General features: G+C 60.2%; 17 protein-coding genes. 5 read left to right on the forward strand and 12 right to left on the reverse strand.

Annotated elements, in window-relative coordinates; translation table 11 throughout:
- Genes ASD50_RS19670 through rfbC form a run of 6 tightly spaced genes read right to left on the reverse strand, consistent with a single transcriptional unit; the run spans position 1 to position 4,758 of the window.
- Complete coding sequence (locus ASD50_RS19670; RefSeq protein ID WP_156465191.1) at positions 1-1,293, reverse strand: lipopolysaccharide biosynthesis protein; 1,293 nt, start codon at positions 1,291-1,293, stop codon at positions 1-3.
- A complete protein-coding gene (locus ASD50_RS24150) occupies positions 1,290-1,418 on the reverse strand; it encodes a hypothetical protein (protein WP_274533340.1) in 129 nt (42 codons plus the stop codon). The genes ASD50_RS19670 and ASD50_RS24150 overlap by 4 nt, the downstream gene beginning before the upstream one ends.
- Positions 1,411-2,301, reverse strand: coding sequence for a glucose-1-phosphate thymidylyltransferase RfbA (rfbA, locus tag ASD50_RS19675; protein WP_056245103.1), 891 nt, complete (start codon positions 2,299-2,301; stop codon positions 1,411-1,413). Before rfbA ends, ASD50_RS24150 begins: the two co-directional genes overlap by 8 nt.
- Positions 2,298-3,161, reverse strand: coding sequence for a dTDP-4-dehydrorhamnose reductase (gene rfbD, locus ASD50_RS19680; protein ID WP_056245106.1), 864 nt, complete (start codon positions 3,159-3,161; stop codon positions 2,298-2,300). Before rfbD ends, rfbA begins: the two co-directional genes overlap by 4 nt.
- Positions 3,158-4,198, reverse strand: coding sequence for a dTDP-glucose 4,6-dehydratase (gene rfbB, locus ASD50_RS19685; protein WP_056245109.1), 1,041 nt, complete (start codon positions 4,196-4,198; stop codon positions 3,158-3,160). The genes rfbD and rfbB overlap by 4 nt, the downstream gene beginning before the upstream one ends.
- The gene (gene rfbC / locus ASD50_RS19690; protein ID WP_056245784.1) at positions 4,195-4,758 is read right to left on the reverse strand and encodes a dTDP-4-dehydrorhamnose 3,5-epimerase; all 564 of its coding nucleotides are present in this window, start codon (positions 4,756-4,758) and stop codon (positions 4,195-4,197) included. Before rfbC ends, rfbB begins: the two co-directional genes overlap by 4 nt.
- A gap of 315 nt (positions 4,759-5,073) precedes the next feature.
- Here rfbC and ASD50_RS19695 point away from each other — a divergent pair, with 315 nt between their 5' ends.
- From ASD50_RS19695 to ASD50_RS19705, 3 genes are read left to right on the forward strand one after another with little or no spacing between them, the layout of a single operon-like run.
- Positions 5,074-6,225, forward strand: coding sequence for a DUF2793 domain-containing protein (locus tag ASD50_RS19695; RefSeq protein ID WP_056245112.1), 1,152 nt, complete (start codon positions 5,074-5,076; stop codon positions 6,223-6,225).
- The gene (locus ASD50_RS19700; protein WP_056245116.1) at positions 6,225-6,530 is read left to right on the forward strand and encodes a hypothetical protein; all 306 of its coding nucleotides are present in this window, start codon (positions 6,225-6,227) and stop codon (positions 6,528-6,530) included. Before ASD50_RS19695 ends, ASD50_RS19700 begins: the two co-directional genes overlap by 1 nt.
- A 3-nt stretch (positions 6,531-6,533) precedes the next feature.
- A complete protein-coding gene (locus ASD50_RS19705) occupies positions 6,534-6,851 on the forward strand; it encodes a hypothetical protein (protein WP_056245120.1) in 318 nt (105 codons plus the stop codon).
- 13 nt (positions 6,852-6,864) lie between these two features.
- Here ASD50_RS19705 and ASD50_RS19710 read toward each other — a convergent pair whose 3' ends face one another.
- The 5 genes from ASD50_RS19710 to ASD50_RS19730 form a co-directional block, all read right to left on the reverse strand.
- Complete coding sequence (locus ASD50_RS19710; protein WP_056245124.1) at positions 6,865-7,896, reverse strand: NAD-dependent epimerase; 1,032 nt, start codon at positions 7,894-7,896, stop codon at positions 6,865-6,867.
- A gap of 130 nt (positions 7,897-8,026) precedes the next feature.
- The gene (locus ASD50_RS19715; RefSeq protein ID WP_082549759.1) at positions 8,027-10,009 is read right to left on the reverse strand and encodes a polysaccharide biosynthesis protein; all 1,983 of its coding nucleotides are present in this window, start codon (positions 10,007-10,009) and stop codon (positions 8,027-8,029) included.
- A gap of 265 nt (positions 10,010-10,274) precedes the next feature.
- Positions 10,275-13,733, reverse strand: coding sequence for a chromosome segregation protein SMC (smc, locus tag ASD50_RS19720; protein WP_056245129.1), 3,459 nt, complete (start codon positions 13,731-13,733; stop codon positions 10,275-10,277).
- Positions 13,734-13,790: 57 nt separating this feature from the next.
- Complete coding sequence (locus tag ASD50_RS19725) at positions 13,791-14,525, reverse strand: DsbA family protein (RefSeq protein ID WP_056245132.1); 735 nt, start codon at positions 14,523-14,525, stop codon at positions 13,791-13,793.
- A 132-nt stretch (positions 14,526-14,657) separates the two neighbouring features.
- A complete protein-coding gene (locus ASD50_RS19730) occupies positions 14,658-15,155 on the reverse strand; it encodes a DUF721 domain-containing protein (protein ID WP_056245135.1) in 498 nt (165 codons plus the stop codon).
- A gap of 58 nt (positions 15,156-15,213) precedes the next feature.
- Here ASD50_RS19730 and mutY point away from each other — a divergent pair, with 58 nt between their 5' ends.
- Together mutY and ASD50_RS19740 are read left to right on the forward strand one after the other, a co-directional pair.
- Positions 15,214-16,338 (forward strand): A/G-specific adenine glycosylase, encoded by a 1,125-nt coding sequence (gene mutY, locus ASD50_RS19735; protein WP_056245139.1) that lies wholly within the window; start codon positions 15,214-15,216, stop codon positions 16,336-16,338.
- 4 nt (positions 16,339-16,342) lie between these two features.
- On the forward strand, positions 16,343-16,951 hold the full coding sequence (locus ASD50_RS19740) for an HAD family hydrolase (RefSeq protein WP_056245144.1): 609 nt from the start codon (positions 16,343-16,345) through the stop codon (positions 16,949-16,951).
- Between the two features lie 77 nt (positions 16,952-17,028).
- Here ASD50_RS19740 and ASD50_RS19745 read toward each other — a convergent pair whose 3' ends face one another.
- Positions 17,029-18,162, reverse strand: a complete 1,134-nt coding sequence (locus ASD50_RS19745; protein ID WP_056245146.1) for a site-specific DNA-methyltransferase — start codon at positions 18,160-18,162, stop codon at positions 17,029-17,031.
- Between the last annotated feature and the right edge of the window lie 36 nt (positions 18,163-18,198).

Consider the following 18,198-nt stretch of genomic DNA (forward strand, 5'->3'; position numbering starts at 1 on the left):
TTACGCTCCTGCCCTGGAGTTTTCCATCCGGGAAATCCTGTACGCGACCAAACCGACCAGCAGCACGGCGGCGATTACTCCACCGGCACTGAACAGCGCAACTGCCCATAAATCGTTGGCGAAAATACGCCAACCAATCCATAGCCCGGCGAAGCGAAGAGCGAGCGCCAGTACGCCCTGAACGAGAAACGACCGTTGCATGCCAAGCACGGACGTCACCCCGATACATGGCCTGTTCACGAGCATGAAGAAAAGCCACAAGCTTAACCATCGTGCATAGTGGCCAGCCTGCACCCATTCACCGCCGAATGCCAAAGAGAACGCCCAAGGTCCCAGAACTGCCATTGCGGTGAAGATCGGCAAGCCGATAAGTGCAAGAGCTCCAATCGCTTGTAGAAACAAAGGCAACAACGGGGCTCCAGCCTGCATTTGCCGATTGAAGCGCGGATAGAATACTTGTGCGACGCTGTTACCTACCAAAGAGACAGGTAGGTATAGAACTGACCTGGCGAGCGCGTAGAAACCAGCCGTTGCCGGCCCGAAGGCACCTGCAAGGACTAGGATCGGCAGGCTTGCCGATACAGCTCCCAGCAACATCTCAGGCGCGCGATAAAATGGGAAATCGCGATGCTCGACCGCCATTCGCGCCAGTGAAACTTTTTCGACTGGACCTTGGCGGTCGCTCGAATCAACCTTGCGTCCTGCAGCAGTATTCATTCCCACGTTCAGCGCAAAGCCTAGGGTCGTAACCGCGACGAGCATGGACGCGGTGGCGCTTACCAAGCCCAACCCAGCCCGCGCTACGTTAACCACCAGGGACTGAATGATCGAAACGCATGCCAGAGCAGAAAAGCGCTCCTGCCGGATCAACCATTGTTCCGTAACCTGCAACCACGCTGACAGCACCACGACCAATGGCAGGACGAAAAGAAAGGGCTCTATAGCCTGATAATGCAGGACTTCGACGATCGGCCCGGAGAGTCCCATTAGAACAAACGTCAAGCCGGTTGCGATCAGCACACTGACGAGCATCGATAGCCGCATCAACGCACGCGCCTCGGATGCGTTGGATGGCAGGACAATCGCTATAGGGTAGGCAAGTGCTGCAACAGTAGCGAGAATTGAGACGAGTGAAAGGAACATCCCCTGCACCCCAAATGCCTCGGGCCCATAAAGGCGGGTAACAATAGGGGCGAACACCATTGTGATCGCCTGCGCGCCGGCCGCTCCGCCCGCCATGGTCACGACATTGCGTAAGAAGGGTCTTGCAAGAAAACGACGGAAATCTTTCACCGCGCCGCAATTTCCAAGATCACGCGATGATGCGCGCAGGCCGCTTTCATATCCTCGTGCGGGCAGCCAGATATGTTGCGCTCGGCGTTTCCGGCTTCATCGCCAAAACAAGAGGCTTCACTCATGCCCCGGCATATCCTGAGCAACGATTCCAAGCAAATATTGCCCGTACTCGTTCTTCTCCATCATACGCGCACGTTCGGTAAGCTGTTCCACGCTCAGCCAGCCATTGGCAAAGCCGATTTCTTCCAGGCAGGCAATCTTGTGGCCCTGCCGCATCTCGATTGTCTGCACGAAATGCCCGGCCTCGAGCATGCTTTCATGTGTACCGCTGTCCAGCCACGCAAAGCCACGACCAAGTAGTTCCACCTGAAGGTCGCCACGTTCAAGATAGGCTTCTATCACGCTGGTGATCTCCAGTTCGCCTCTAGCAGAGGGGCGCACATCGCGGGCGATATCGACCACATCCTTGTCAAAGAAATAAAGCCCGGTTATGGCGTAGCGGCTTTTCGGCAGCTTCGGCTTTTCCTCCACGGAGAGCACTTTTCCCTCCGCGTCGAACTCCACCACACCGAAGCGGGCAGGATCCTTGACTTGGTAACCGAAGATCGTGGCGCCTTGCGGGCGAAGCGAGGCGGCACGCAGCTTTTCCGTCAGGCCATGTCCGTAGAACACGTTGTCGCCCAGAACCAGGCAAGCAGGATCGCCAGCGAGAAATTCCGCGCCGATAACAAACGCCTGCGCCAACCCCTCGGGCCGTGGTTGCACGGCATATTCGATGCGAGCGCCGAACTGGCTGCCATCCCCGAGCAGGCGGCGGAACGCCGGGCCGTCTTCCGGCGTGGTGATGATGAGGACATCGCGAATACCCGCCAGCATCAGCACCGACAACGGGTAATAGATCAACGGCTTGTCGTAGATGGGCAAAAGCTGTTTCGAGACGCCGATTGTCAGCGGCCATAGCCTTGAGCCTGTACCACCCGCCAAAACGATACCCTTGAAGCTCATGCAGCTTTCTCCACTTCCCGCAACACATGGGCAAGCCCGGCGCGCCAGTCCGGTCGTTCTATCCCGAAAGTTTCTTTCAAAGAAGTACAGTCCAGTCTTGAGTTGGCAGGCCTGTGCGCAGGTGTCGGATAGGCCGAGGTCGGAATGTCGCGCACTTGGCAATGCAGCTTTGACTGCCGGAAAATCTCGCGTGCAAAGTCGGCCCAGGAGACATCGGGCGAGCCCGCGAAATGAAACGTGCCGTTCTTCCCGAATCCCAGTGCCATAGCTTGCGCCATTGTCAAAAGCGTCGCGGCAATATCTGCAGCAGGCGTCGGCCCTCCAATCTGGTCGGCGACTACATCAAGGGCATCACGCTGTGCGCCAAGACGCAGCATCGTCTTCACGAAATTGCCGCCATGAGCGGAAAATACCCATGAGGTCCGCAGGATCGCAGATGAGCCGCCGGCTGCGACAACGCCGTTTTCGCCTGCCAGTTTGGTGCGCCCATACGCGTTGAGCGGGTTCGTCTTCTCACCCGGCTTGCGTGGCTCGGAGCCGCTTCCGTCGAACACGTAGTCGGTCGAGATATGCAGGAACGGTATCTGCTTTTCGGCCGCCGCACGCGCCATCGCCGCCGGCGCATCTGCGTTGATAGTCCGCGCCAAATCTTCCTCGGCTTCGGCGCGATCCACTGCGGTGAAGGCAGCAGCGTTGATGACTGCATCGGCGCCACTTTGGCCTATCATTGCCGCACAGCCGCCCGGATCGCCGAGGTCAGCCTCGCTACGCCCGAGGCACACCATTTCCCAACCATCGGGACGCTGGCGCCGCAGTTCCTGTGCGACCTGGCCGCTGCGGCCGAATACCAGCAACTTCACGCGCGCAATCCCAGCCGCGCGCCAACGCCAGACCGGTTCTGGAGCGCACGCCACCATGGCTCATTGTCCAGATACCAATCCACGGTTCGCGCAAGCCCTTCCTCGAGCGTCACCGAAGGGCGCCAGCCAAGCTCGGAACGAATGCGCTGCGGATCGATAGCGTAGCGTGCATCATGTCCGGGCCTGTCGGTGACGAAGGTGATCTGGTTGGCATAAGGCACAGCCTTTGGACGCTTCGCGTCAAGCAGGGCACATATGGCGGTCACAATATCGATGTTTCGCGCCTCGTTCTCGCCGCCGATATTGTAGCTGCGACCCGGCAAACCTTTCGACAGGACCGTCAGCAATGCATCTGCGTGATCCTCGACATAAAGCCAGTCCCGCACGTTCTCGCCCTTGCCGTAGACCGGGATCGACTTTCCCGCCAGCGCGTTCAGGATAACGACCGGTATAAGCTTTTCCGGGAAGTGGTAGGGACCGTAGTTGTTCGAGCAGTTGGTCAATAGCACCGGAAGGCCGTAGGTCTCTCCCCAGGCTCGAACCAAGTGGTCGCTTGCTGCCTTAGATGCAGAGTAAGGCGAGTTCGGCGAATAGGGCGTGTCTTCCGTAAACTCGCCGTCGGCGCCGAGGCTGCCATAGACTTCGTCGGTCGATACATGGTGGAAACGGAAGCTTTCCGGCCGCCCCGCCTCGTGCCAATAGCCCCTTGCGGCTTCCAGCAAGGTGCAGGTGCCGGTAACGTTGGTCTCGATAAAGGTGATTGGCCCGTCAATCGAGCGGTCAACATGGCTTTCCGCCGCGAGGTGCAAAACCGCATCCGGCTTGTGGGCAGTGAAAATGCGATCCAGCGCCGGCCTGTTACGAATGTCGGCATGCTCGAAGGAGTAAGCTGGATTGCCGGCAACACTGGCCACGTTGTCGAGGCATGCGGCATAGGTGAGAGCATCCAGATTGACCACATCATGGCCGCGGGCGATCGCGAGCCTCACCACCGCAGAACCGATAAACCCCGCTCCGCCCGTCACCAGAAGCTTCATTGGCTTTTCCCCACTTCAAACGGGCTCTCAAACGCGGATAGAGGTTGAGCTGCCATATCCTTTTGCGACAGCACCGGCGGGCTTGATAGTCCCCAATCGATAGCCGCGCTGTTCCAAAGCACCGTACCATCACATTCCGGCGCATAGTGATCCGTGCACTTGTAGACGACTTCGGTATTGTCCTCGCGCGTGACAAAACCATGAAGGAACCCCGCTGGGATCCATAGCTGCCGGCCATTGTCGAAGCTCAGCTCCGCGCCGAACCAATGTCCGAAGGTGCTGCTGCCTCGCCTGATGTCTACGGCCACGTCGAACAGGCTGCCGCGTCCGCAGCGCACCAACTTGCCTTGCGCGTGCGGAGGGGACTGAAAGTGAAGCCCGCGCAGCGTACCCGCGCGATTGGACAAGGAATGGTTGTCCTGAACGAATTCGGGCAGTTCTACCCCATGTTCACGCAAAGCCCGCCGGTTCCAGCTCTCGCTGAAGAAGCCGCGTTCATCGGCAAACCGCCGCGGCGTCAGCACCAGCAATCCATCCAAAGGGGTTTTTTCAACTAACACTGTATACTCCATCCAGTTCGACGCTTGCCCGAGGAGAGGCAGGTATCGCAAGTCCCCTTTTCGTACGAGTCCCGTCGATTTGCGAGTAGCCAGCTAGCCAGTATCGCATGGCAGTGGCGACAACATCATTGGATGAACCGCCCTGCTCTATCTGGAAGTATCTATAGAAGCCGAGCTGACGGCAGGAGTTTCGGGAACAGGCATCCGCTCTGGGTTGATCGAAATAATCCACAAACTACGGCTTTGCCGCGGCTTTATCCACACATCCGCAACCGAAATCATAATTCCGTTAATCGGAACGGAGTGCATCGGCCAATGGAGAAAACAACCAACCTCGACCTGCCATACATCATGCCTTCTCAAGCCCAGAAGCATGTCACCCACAATGAAGCGTTATTGACGCTCGACGCTGTAGTCCAGCTTTCGGTTTACGACCGCGACCTGACCGAACCCTCTGGGGCAGAACAGGACGGCGAGCGCTACATCGTGGCGGACGGCGCAACGGGTGACTGGCAAGGTTGGGATGGCGCAATCGCCGCACGTATTGATGGTGGATGGCGCCGTATTCTGCCCGGAACAGGCTGGATCGCCTGGGTCGAGGACGAGGAAAGGTTCGTCTACCGCGGCGACGGTCAATGGCATCAACTCGGTGAAGCATTGCCAGCGTTGCAGGATCTGGAATTGATCGGAATCGGCACGACCGCCGACGAGGCCAATCCCTTCGCAGCCAAACTCAACAAGGCGCTGTGGTCGGCGCGATATGCAGGCGAAGGAGGCGACGGCAATCTGCGCTATACGATGAACAAGGAAGAACCGTCGGGAGTTCTATCGCTGCTCATGCAATCTGGCTGGTCAGGCCGTGCAGAAGTCGGTCTGGCTGGCGACGACGATCTTGCTATCAAGGTCTCGCCGGACGGCGCGAACTGGAAAGAGGCGCTTCGTATCGACCGCACCAGCGGCAAGGCGTCGTTCCCACAGACGCCTGCGTTTGCAGCACTGAGCAGCCTGACGGGCGCGAGCGGTGCGTTCGTACGCTTTTCGGGATCCAGTTCGGCGGTTATGCAACCGATCGTTGGTGCTGTTTCGCAGGCCGCCGGCCTACCGACAGGCGCGCTGATCGAGAGCGGCTTAAATTCCAATGGCGCATATATAAGGTGGGCTGACGGGACGCAGATCTGCAGTCAAGCCGGCTCCATCAACCCGACTATGGCCACCGCCTCCGGCGCGCTTTTTTCCAACGACGAAGCCGGTCAATATGTGTGGACCTTTCCCGCCGCGTTTGTCGCAATTCCCACCATGAGTTCCGGTGTGAGCAGGGCGACTTTTGACTCCCGACGCGTCTTCATCACTTACAACGGCGATAATCCTGTCACCGCCACCCAGGCGAAACTGTCCTTTGCATCAACAACATCAGCCCCGTCCCTTGGGCTTCGGCTCCACGCGGTTGCATTCGGGAGGTGGTTCTAATGCAAATTTCCTTGTGTCCAGTACGGTGCGACGAAACGCTCTCAGTAATCAAGAGCGGTGAGGTTCTCGTCATCAATGGCGACAGGATCGACCTTTCGGCTTTACCCGAAGGAGCCTCCCTGCCGGCCTTCGCAATCGGCAATTCGTGGATGGTAGGCAACGTGCAGCGCGTTGACGGCGCACTCCATCTCACCTTGCTTTTGCCGCATGGCTCAAACCCGAGCGAAGCGACCGCTTTTCCGGCGCCCCTCGACAACCCGCCCGACGGCGAACTGAAACTTCCGCAAGACATGATGGAGGCGTGATCCATGGCTCAGATCGACTGGTCGCGGATGGTGACCGCAGATATGAAAACCGAGCAGGCACGTAAGGAAGCAACTGCGCGCCTGCATTATGCCGTTCAGGATCATCTGGACAAGGAAGCCCGATGGCACGGCTACCAGGACAGTTCGACCCTCGCCTCATATTCCGGCTCCGCCATACCGAAATGGCGGGCCGAGGCAATGGCCTTCATCGCTTGGCGCGACAACGTTTGGCTTTCCGTGCAGAAGGCGGCAGAGGGAAGGATCACGCACGATCCGGATGCTCTTATTGCAGAACTGCCGCCAATGACGTGGCCGTCATAAGCTTGGTGGTTCGTCAGGCCTGAGGCTTGCCATAGAAGTCGAGATACCAATCGACAAAACGGCGAACTCCCACGGCTACCGGCGTTGATGGCTTGTAGCCCAGTTGCGAGACGAGATCGCTGACATCTGCGAAGGTGTCAGGCACGTCGCCGGGCTGCAATGGCAGAAGTTTCCTCTCTGCCTTGCGGCCCAGCGCCTCCTCCAGTGCGGAGATGTATTCGCTCAGCCGGACGGGGTTGTTGTTGCCTATGTTGTAGATGCGAAACGGTGCCCGGCTTGTTGCCGGGTCAGGATTGTCGCCATCCCAGTCGGGGTTCGGCTGGGCCACAGCATCGCTGGCCCGAATGACGCCTTCTGCAATGTCGTCGACATAGGTGAAATCGCGCGTGTGATTGCCATTGTTGAAAACAGAGATCGGCTTGCCTTCCAGGATGGCTTTCGTGAACAGGAACAGCGCCATATCCGGTCGGCCCCACGGTCCGTAGACGGTGAAGAAGCGCAATCCGGTCGTCGGCAGGTTGAACAGGTTCGAGTAGCTGTGCGCCATCAACTCGTTGGCGCGCTTGGTCGCCGCATAAAACTGCAACGGATGATCTGCAACGCCGTGCTCGTTGAATGGCATCTTCGTATTCGCACCATAGACGCTCGACGTCGACGCATATGTAAGGTGCCCAACGCCGGTATGCCGGCAGGCCTCTAGAATGTTGGTGAAGGCAATGATGTTGCTCTCAACATAGGAATGCGGATTTTCCAGGCTGTAGCGAACGCCGGCCTGCGCGGCCAGATTGATAACCCGATCGAATTTGTTGTCGGCAAAGCACTTCTCGACCGCTGCGCGGTCGGCAAGATTGGCACGAACGAAACCGTAGCTGCCGCCCTGATTTCCGGCTGCCTCTTCCAGAAGCGCGAGGCGCGATTCCTTCAGTTTTGGGTCGTAGTAGTCGTTGACCACATCAAAGCCGACAACATCGTCTCCTCGCTCGATGAGTCTTCGTGCGACATGGAAACCGATGAAGCCAGCGTTGCCGGTAACAAGAACCCTCATGGGGTACAGCTCCTTTTTGGATGATGCGGATAGGTGGCGCGGGCCGAACGGTAAACGGTGTTAGCCCTGTCCGCACAGAAGCTGTTCACAGTCAGCAGGTTGTTTGTTTAAGCCGGTCGCCTGAACTCCCTCATGCGACAGGCTTGCGGTGGGACGGAGGCTTCTTGGCCCCCTTGCCTTCTATTTCGATACCGACACTGGCAGACGCGATTGCCGGACCGACAGGCGTATATTCCGGCACGATATGGTTGAGCAGCTCGACAGCGCGGACCTGGTCCTCGTTGGCAATTACGCCTTCCAGCATTGCCAGCGTCTTATGCAGGACATCCTTGTCGATGACACGCGGCGAGGCCACGAAATAGGGTACATCCGGGTCTTTCTGGTTGACCTCCGAGGGGTCGAAAAGCTCTTCGTAGAGCTTTTCGCCCGGGCGAAGACCGGTAAAGACGATCTCGATATCGGAGTGCGGCCGGAAACCGGCCAACTGGATCATTCGTTCTGCCAGATCGATGATCTTCACCGGCTTTCCCATGTCCAGAACCATGATATCCCCTCGCCTGCTGCCGATATGTGCGGCAGAGGCGTTGAGCACCAGGCAGACGGCTTCCGGGATCGTCATGAAAAACCGTACGATCTCGGGGTGAGTTACCGTGACCGGGCCACCAGCCATGATCTGCTTCTGGAAGCGTGGCACGACAGAGCCATTCGAGCCAAGGACGTTGCCAAACCGTACGGTCGTGAACAGGGTTGACTGCGACGTGACGTCCAGGGCCTGACAATAGGCCTCGGCCGCGCGCTTGGTTGCGCCCATCACATTGGTCGGGTTCACCGCCTTGTCGGTCGAGATCATGACGAAATGCTCAACGCCATGACGCACGGCTGCATCGGCCACGTTGCGCGTGCCGAGCAGATTGGTCTTGATGCCCTCGACCGCGTTGTTTTCGACCATTGGAACATGCTTCAACGCGGCCGCGTGAAAGACCAGCTTGGGATGGAAGCGCGCAAAGACGTTCGCAACCCGGCCGCGGTCGCGGACGTTCACCAAAGCAGTCACCACATTCAGCTTCGGATAGTTCTCGCGAATTTCCATATCCAGCTTGTAGAGATGGAATTCGGAACTATCGGTCAGGATCAGCATATCCGGACGATATTCCGCTATCTGGCGGCATAGCTCCGAGCCGATCGAACCGCCAGCGCCAGTAACAAGGACAATCCTGCCGCTGACCATGCGCGCCACGCCCTCAAGATCGGCGGTGATTTCGGGGCGGCCAAGGAGATCGCCGAGATCGATGGTTTTAGGCTGGAGAATCGATTGGCTGGTCAGAAGGGAGGTTCCCCTGAAGTCGGGAATGCGGGAGGCCTTGATGCGCATACGCCCGCATTTTTCCACCACCTCGGCGAGATGCTGACGGTCGGGCTGCATTTCGGTGTCGATCAGCTCCGAAACCACGATCCCCTTTTTCTTCAGGCGCATCACGATCGCTTCGAACTGGGTGAAATCGCCAAGCACTTTCACGCCCTGCACGGTGCGCGCTTGGTTGAGCACCTTGTCGTCAACGATACCGACAATGTTGAACTCGCTCGCGGCTCCGCGCCGGTTCGCCCGGATAAAACTTTCCGCGTTGTCGGTCAGGCCGTACAACAGAACGTCGTGGACGTTCACTAGCGGCGATGCCTCCGAACCGCGTAGCGAAAACAGGGAGTGCTCCATCGCCAGGCGATAGCTGAGGCGCGTCAAGGACAGTCCTATGACCAGATAGACGAAGGTAAGCACGGGCACCGAGCGGGGTACATTCATCCCGCGCGACGTGAGGAACGCGGCTACCGTATAAGCTGCGACCGATGCCAGGCTTACCTTGAGGATCGTGAAGATGTCGGGGATCGAGACATAGCGCCACGAGCCCCGCTGCATTGAGAACAGCCAGAAAAACAGCAGGAAAATCCCGGAGAACGCAAAGGTCTTCTCTTCAAGCTCAGGCACCGTGTAGAAAAGCCTGCTGCCGAAGACCGTGAAGTAAGCCAGGAAGAGCGCCGCTGCAGCCGATAGTACGTCAAGCAGTGAGCCACCGAGCCGCCAGAGCCGGGTCCCGTTGAGGGCGTCACCTAGCACCATCTGATTCCCGAACTCCTTCGTTGCACTTCTATCGCTGCAACGCGCTCGCATCAATAAAGACTATTCGCGACGGGTTCCCGTTCTGCGAGAAACGAACCGGGAAATGCCATTAGGTTAGAATTCAATCTTCAGCATCGACATGACCGATGGCTGATCGCCGTCGCCAAATTGCGGGAATCAATCCCCTCTCGACCTGATGCATCGATCATTTTTGCGGCAACAGAGTGGCAGGGCGGCCCATCGTAACATCGCTCCGCTAGGAAGGTCAGCTTGCCTCGCGCATTGCCTCGGCAGCTTGCAGGTCGACCGAAACAAGCTGGCTGACGCCTTGCTCGGCCATGGTCACGCCAAACAGGCGGTCCATGCGCGCCATGGTGATGGGGTTGTGGGTGATGACCACAAAGCGCGTTTCAGTAGACGCGGACATCTCATCCATCAGGTTGCAGAAGCGTTCGACATTGTGATCGTCGAGCGGTGCATCGACTTCATCGAGCACGCAGATCGGCGCCGGATTGGTCAGGAACACCGCAAAGATCAGCGACATCGCCGTCAACGCCTGCTCGCCACCCGAAAGCAGCGTCATAGTCTGCGGCTTCTTGCCCGGCGGTCGGGCGAGGATTTCCAGACCCGCCTCAAGCGGATCTTCGGATTCGATCAGTTGCAATTCGGCGGTGCCACCGCCGAAGAGATGCGAAAACAGCCTCTGGAAATGGCCGTTGACGAGCTCGAAAGCGGCAAGCAGGCGCTCGCGGCCCTCGCGGTTCAGGCTCTGGATGGCCTGCCTCAGTTTGCGGATCGCTTCGATGATGTCTTCGCGTTCGGATACAATTGCTTCGAGGCGCTCGGACAGTTCCTTCTGCTCTTCTTCGGCGCGAAGATTGACAGCGCCCAGCCGTTCGCGCTCGATCTTGAGCCGCTCCAGCGTTCGCTCGATTTCACCCATATCCGGCATCGGACTGTCGGCTTCCAGGCCGGTGTGCTTGATGACCAGATGCGGCGGTGTGTTCAGCGCCTCCTGGATACGCGCCTCGACCTCTTGCCGGCGGTCGTCGGCAGCCGTCAGGCGCTCCTCGGCGCGGGCGCGGGCCTCGCGCGCTTCGGCCAACCCCTGGATCGCAGCGGTCGCTGCCTTGTCGAGTTCGGCCTGCTTGTTCTCCGCATCCTGCAAGCGGTCGCTCGCCGCCATCCGCAGCGCCTCGGCTTCGGACAATTGGGTGAGCAAAGACCGGCGGCGCGCGTCAAGCTCGTCTGGAGCATCGGCCAGTTTCTCGCGCTCCTCCATCGCCTCGGCCTTGCGTTCACCGAGAGCCGCGATCTGAGCGGATGCATTTTCTGCCCGCATCAACCAGTTGCGGCGCTCGCCTTCAATGGCCTGTAGCCGACGGGTGCGGGCCTCGGCTTCGCGGCTAAGTCCGTCGTGCACAGCGCGGGCGTCGGCAAGTGCTGCCCTGTCACCCGAGACATGCGATGCGGCCTGCTCCAGCCGCAATTGGAGATCGCCCAGGTCAGGCGCGTCACGCAGCAGAGCTTCCGATTCTGCGAGCAAAGCAGCAGCAGCTTCGTGCTCCTCCATGACGCGTGAGCGCGCATCTGCGAGCGCCTCGCGCCGACTGGAGAGTTCGCCTGCCGCCTTTTCGGCCGTAGCGAGCGCGGTCTTCGCGCCGTCCAGCCCCTGCTGGGCTTCGCGCAAGGCCTGCCTTGTCGAACGCTCGGACTCTGTGCTCTGGCGGATTGCCGCCTCCGCCCGGGCAAGCGTCTCTTCCGCCGCCCGCACGATACGAGTAGCGGCCACTGCCTCGGCGTCCAGTTCGGCGAGCCGGTTCTTCTGTGCAAGGCGCAATGCCGCAGCAGTCGGAGCGTCCGCGCTGGCGGTCAGGCCGTCCCAGCGCCACAGCGCTCCCTCGCGACTGACAAGACGCTGGCCGGGGGCGAGCAATGACTGCAGCCGGGCACCATCAGCCGCTTCGACGATACCGACCTGCGCCAACCTGCGCGCCAACTGCTGCGGCGCGCGCACCACGCTTGCAAGACTTCGCACGCCTGTGGGAAGCGCAGGATCACCGGCTTGCGGTTCGCTCCCGCCCCAATGCACCGGCGCGCTGCGCTCCAAGGGCACGTCCAGGTCCTCGCCAAGGGCAGCACCCAGCGCCGTCTCGAAGCCGCGCTCGACATTCAGTTGCTCAAGCACCGCCGGAAACAGGTCGCCGCTCGCCGCATTGAGTATCTTTGCCAAGGTGCGCGCTTCGGTCTCGATGCGTGCCAGTTCCGCCTTGGCATCCTGCAACGGGCCGCGCGCCCGACCTTCAGCTTCCCGGGCCTCCGTCACCGCCTGTTCGGCGGCCTCGACCGCAGCCTCAGCCTCTTCGAGCAAGCCAGCCGCCTGCTCCACCAGTTCCCGTTTTTCCGCCGGATCTGCCAAACCGGAGATGCGGGCACCGATCTCGGACAGCTCGCGATCCATCTCTGCAAGCTGGCGGGCAAAGCGGTCTCGGCGCTCGCCAGTTTCGCGCAGAGTCCGTTCGACCTGGTTGCGCGATGCCGCGGCATCCGCACGCTCTGCGGTCAATGCCGCAAGATTGGCCTCGCTCGCAGCGAGCGTAGCCGCAGCCTGTTCGAATGCCGACCGCGTCACCGCTTCACGCTCGGCGGCATTAGCGTTTTCCGAATTCAGCCCGGCTTCTTCTTCCGTCAGACGTTCCAGGACATCGGCATTGTCGCGCACCATGCGCTCCTCACGCACGATGTCTGCATCGAGCTGTTCCAGCCTGCGGTCAAGCTCGGACTGGCGCGAGCGAATGCGCCCCGCTTCTTCCTCGATCTGCGACTTGGCGATGGAAAGCCGCTGGAACACTGCGGCGGCGGCGGCCTCCGCCTCGCGCAGTTCCGGAAGCTTGTGCGCGCCGACAGCCTGATCCTTGGCGGCATTCATCTGCGTGGCGGCTCGCTCGCCAACCAGAGAGGTCGCAACGGCAAGCGCAGAGCGCGCCTCGCCTTCCTGTATCTTGGCAACGGTCCAGCGAAGATGCAGCAGTGTAGCCTCGGCCTTGCGAATATCCGCCGAAAGGTTCTTGAACCGGGACGCCTGGCGCGCTTGCCGCTTGAGGTTTTCGATCTGGCCTTCAAGCTCGCCGACTACGTCATCCAGCCGTTCAAGGTTCTGTTCGGCTGCCTTGAGCCGCAACTCCGCCTCGTGGCGGCGGGTGTGAAGGCCGGAAATGCCGGCTGCCTCCTCAAGAAGCGCACGGCGGGCCTGTGGCTTGGCCTGGATCAGTTCGCCGATACGACCCTGCCCGACCATCGAGGGCGAGCGCGCGCCCGTCGACTGGTCGGCGAACAGGAGTTGCACGTCCTTGGCGCGCGCCTCCTTGCCGTTGATGCGATAGACCGATCCCGCTTCGCGCTCGATGCGGCGCGACACCTGCAACTCGTCGGCATCGTTGAAGGCGGCGGGCGCGGTACGGTCGGCATTGTCGAGGAACAGCGTGACTTCTGCGGTGTTGCGGGCCGGACGTGTGTTCGAGCCCGAAAAAATCACATCGTCCATGCCGGAAGCGCGCATGTTCTTGTATGAGCTTTCGCCCATTACCCAGCGCAGCGCCTCGACAAGGTTCGACTTGCCGCAGCCATTCGGCCCAACAATGCCGGTCAGGCCCCGCTCGATGACGAATTCACCGGGCTCGACGAAAGACTTGAAGCCAAGAAGACGCAGGCGCGAAAACTTCATGCGCGCCTCATGCCGGAACGAACGCCGAAGCGGAGCCGCTCCGGCGTTGCCGAAACCTTAGACAAGAGGGTCGATGATTGCCGACATTTCCTCAATCGACAGCGCGCCTTTGTAGGTTTTCCCGTTGATAAAGAAGGTCGGTGTCGAGTCGACCTTGAATTCGTCTGCACCCCGCTTCTGGACGGCTCTCACTTGTTCAAGAAGGGCTTGGTCCGTCAAGCAGGCGTTGAAGCTCTCCTGTGTAAAACCAGCAAGCTTGGAAAGCTGGAACATCGCGTCCTTGACGTTTTCCGCCGCAGCCCAGGTCTGCTGCTGCTTGAACAGCACTTCGATCATCGGGAAATAATTGTCGCCTGCGCAGCGCGCCAGCATGAAGCCGGCCTCGGCGCGCGGATCGAACGGGAACTCCCGGAAAATGAAGCGGACCTTGCCGCTGTCGATGTACTTCGTCTTCAGTTCCGGAAAAGTGGTCTCGGCAAAATGCGCACAATGCGGGCAGGTCATCGAAGCGTATTCGACGATGGTAACCTTGGCATCTTCCTTGCCAAGGGCCTTTTCGGGCAGCGCCCCAGGCTTCAGCAGTTCGGCCATATCCACATCGCCCGACGATGCCGGTGCAGCGGTTGCGGGCGCGGCAGGTGCGGAAGGCGCCATTGCATCAGTCGAAGCGGCCGGCTTGGCGTCCGTCGCCTTGGCCTCCTCGCCGGAATCGCTGCAAGCTGAAAGCAGCACGGCTGCCGGCACGGCGGCCAGCGAGGTTAGTACGGTTCTGCGAGACAAGGCACGGATCATACGAATCACCTGATTTTGGTTGGATTTTGCAACGCAAAGGCACGGAAAAGCGAGAGTTGGCGCGAATTAAGGCATTGCCATCCCCAATCCAATCGACAAATCCCCCACCTTCGATCACGAAAACGCGAGCATTCACTTCTTGCGGCCCAAAACCGTCGCGCCAAGCTTCTCAAGAGAAGCGCGAAGTCCGTCATCCTCAATACGCTCGACGGTCTTGGCCAACCGGCTTTTCTCGGGGTCCGACAGGGGTCGCAGCGTCGGCATCTCGCGCCGCTTTGTGGAAGTCAACGGTTTCTGGACGATTTTGATGCGACCAATTGCCATGAAACCCAGGAAGGCGTTGGCCTTGCCGATGATTTCACCGGTCTGGTGCTGCAGATGGAGCGCGGCCATGCCTTCGCATGCGATGACTAGCGTCGCCGGCTCGAACGGATCGTCCTCGTGCATGCGGCGCGGCCACTGGATCTTTTCCGGCCGCGAGGTGGCGGCCAACCTCGCCCCCACGATTTCTTCCCAGGACTGGACAAGACCGATGGAAATGCCCGCGCGCTTGCGCAGCACCGGATCGAGGATATCGGTTGCCAGGTCGCTGACCGGTACGGGATTGCCCGAAGGCCGTTTCCCTGCCATGTGCGTTCTCCAGCGACGATTTTCAAAGACGTTCAGCACGGAAGCCAACGCTCGATAAATGGCACCGCATAACCCAAGCCGCAAGCCTGCGTCAGAGAATGGCGACGACCTGTCCGCCCGACTGCTCGCCTGGTACGACGCCCACCACCGCGAATTGCCGTGGCGCGTGGCGCCGGGCGACCTTGCAAGCGGCAAAAAACCCGATCCCTATCGCATCTGGCTTTCAGAGGTGATGCTTCAACAAACCACCGTCGAAGCCGTCAAATCCTACTTCGCCGCCTTCACCGCCAAATGGCCGACGATTTCCGCTCTGGCTGCGTCGGATACCGACGATGTCATGAAAGCCTGGGCCGGGCTCGGCTATTATTCACGAGCCCGCAATCTCAAGGCTTGCGCCACCTTGATCGCCAGCCATGGCGGCCAATTCCCGGACAGCGAGGAGGGTTTGCGAGCCCTGCCCGGCGTCGGCCCCTATACCGCAGCAGCCATTGCCGCCATCGCCTTCAATCGTCCCGCCGCCGTCGTTGACGGCAATGTCGAGCGCGTTGTCACCCGCCTGTTCTCCATCGCAACGCCACTGCCGCAGGCCAAAGGCGAAATCCGGTCGCATGTAGAGCGCATGGTGCCGGCTGAGCGCCCCGGCGATTTCGCGCAGGCTATGATGGACCTCGGCGCAACCATCTGCACACCGCGCAAGCCGAAATGCATGCTTTGCCCGCTACGCGAGAATTGCAGCGCCATCCGCGCCGGAGATCCTGAATATTACCCCGTTCGCATGGCCAAGCCGGCCAAACCCATGCGCAGGGGCGCAGCCTTCGTTGCGGTCAGGAAAGACGGGGCGATCCTGTTGCGCAAGCGGCCGGAGAAAGGCCTGCTCGGCGGCATGAGCGAAGTACCCACTACCGGATGGACAGCGCGGGTTGACGGGGAGACGTCGCCACAGGCCGCGCCATTTACCGCCGCCTGGCAGCGCGCGGGCAGCATATCGCACGTCTTCACCCATTTCGCGCTGGAACTTGACGTCTATCGGGCCGAAGCCGATGGCGATACGCCGAGCGGTTGTTTCTGGTCGCGGCCGGCGGAAATTTCCGGCGAGGCGCTGCCGACCGTCATGAAAAAGGCCATCGAGGCGGCCATTCCCGGCGCGACCCGAAAGCAGAGGCCCACAAGCGGGAGACATTGACAGAATGGAAATCCGCCACATCGTTTTCGACATCGGCAAGGTGCTTGTCCACTACGATCCCGACATTCCATTCAGCCGGCTCATTCCCGACCCCGCCGAGCGGCAATGGTTCTTCGACAATGTCTGCACCAGCGCATGGAACATCGAGCAGGATCGCGGGCGAAAGTGGGAGGATGCCGAGGCGCTTTTGATCGCCGAACATCCGGACCATGCCGAAAACATCCGCAACTTCCGCCGTCACTGGCACGAGATGGTGCCCTACGCGTATGACGACAGCGTCGTCCTGCTCGACCGGCTACTTGATGCCGGCCATGACGTGACGCTTTTGACCAACTGGGCGGCAGACACGTTTTCAGAAGCGCGCGGCCGGTTCCCGTTTCTTGAAAGACCGCGCGGCGTTACCGTGTCGGGCGAGATCGGCATGATCAAGCCGGAGCGCGGCATCTACGACCATCACGTAGCAAGCTTCGGCATCGAGCCGGCGCATGCACTGTTCATCGACGACAGCCAGAAGAACGTCGACGGCGCCAAAGCCGCCGGCTGGCAGGCGGTGCTGTTCACAGACGCGGCAATGCTGGAGGCCGATCTCAACCGAATGAATATTGCGCTTTGAATTGAATCTGTTCGCTGCAAAAGTTCGGAATCTGATTCAGCGGCTTCATCCGCTGAATCAATCTGGCTCGCTCCGATTTACGCCCCTGCCCGCTCCATGCCGAGCCGGGCGATGCGGCGCAACTCGTCGATTGGCGTGAGACCGCCGGCGCGCTCATAGTGCCAGAAGGTCCAGCCGTTGCAGGCATCCAGGCCCTGCACCTGTGCACCGACCTTGTGGATCGAACCGGCATTGTCGCCGATCGCAAGCGTACCGTCGGCGCGCACCTTGGCCGCAAAGCGGCGCTTGGCGTCATAGAGCGTCGCTCCTGGCGTCATCAGGCCGGTGTCGAGCAGGCTGACAAAGGCAACGCGCGGCTCGGCCCGCTTGCCCGAAAGCACGGTCAGGTCAGCGCTTTCCAACGGCTTTACCGACGCGATGCGTTCATTGGCGGCATCGATGTAAGCCTGCTCACGCTCGATACCGACGAAATGGCGGCCGAGGCGCTTGGCGACTGCTCCCGTCGTGCCCGAGCCGAAGAACGGGTCGAGCACCACGTCACCCGGCTTGGTTGACGCCATCATGATGCGGGCCAAAAGCGCTTCCGGCTTCTGCGTCGGATGCAGCTTGTCGCCGTTGTCGTTTTTCAGGCGTTCGTTGCCGGTGCAGATCGGGAACAGCCAGTCCGACCGCATCTGCACATCGTCATTGGCGGCCTTCATCGCTTCGTAGTTGAAGGTGTAGCCCTTCGCCTTCTGGTCGCGTGAAGCCCAGATCATGGTCTCGTGCGCGTTCTGGAACCGGCGACCACGGAAATTCGGCATCGGGTTGGTCTTACGCCAGACGACGTCGTTCAAAATCCAGAAGCCGAGGTCCTGCATCTTGGCGCCGACCCGAAAGATGTTGTGATATGAGCCGATGACCCAGATGGTCCCGCTCGGCTTCAACACGCGCCGCGCCGCAAGCAGCCAGGCCCGGGTGAACGCATCGTATGCCTCGAAGCTGTCGAACTGGTCCCAGTCGTCGTCCACTGCATCGACCTTGGACTGGTCGGGACGATGGAGATCGCCATCGAGCTGGAGGTTGTAGGGCGGATCGGCGAAGATGACGTCGATCGATTTTTCAGGCAGCCGGTCAAGCGCCGCCACGCAGTCGCCCTTGAGTATCGTATCCAGCCACTCGGATTTTTGAGGAGCATGCGAAAGTTCGTCGAGACGACGGACTGCTGACATTTTGACACCCAAGACACGTTACTGTTTACCCGCTGT

It is taken from the genome of Mesorhizobium sp. Root552 (genome assembly GCF_001427285.1).
Classification (GTDB): Bacteria; Pseudomonadota; Alphaproteobacteria; order Rhizobiales; family Rhizobiaceae; genus Mesorhizobium.